Genomic DNA, 234 nt, shown 5'->3' with positions numbered 1-234 from the left:
GGATTTATGAGCCAGGAGGGCATATTTTGTTTTGAGGTACGCTTTGCCGGATTGCTTTTCCAGTGCTTCCAGTTCGACCTTGATCCGTTCCAGATTTTTTTTGCGGACATGGCGGTCATGTTCGGCCTGTTCCGGATTATAGGCAATGACAAACCGCCGTCTGCCTGTACCCTCGTCAACGAAGACCTCTTTGATATGGAGATTCTCTTTGACGATCTTAAACCGACCGCCCCG

The 234-nt window shown here is 49.6% G+C and carries 1 pseudogene; it reads right to left on the bottom strand.

Going from position 1 to position 234, the window contains the following annotated elements:
- Positions 1–234, bottom strand: a pseudogene (locus ACYQ2M_RS25555) (IS1634 family transposase); the annotation flags it as partial.

The organism is Desulfocicer niacini (genome assembly GCF_054657595.1).
The sequence above is the reverse complement of the archived record's forward strand: the minus strand, read 5'-3'. Positions and strand labels throughout refer to the sequence as shown.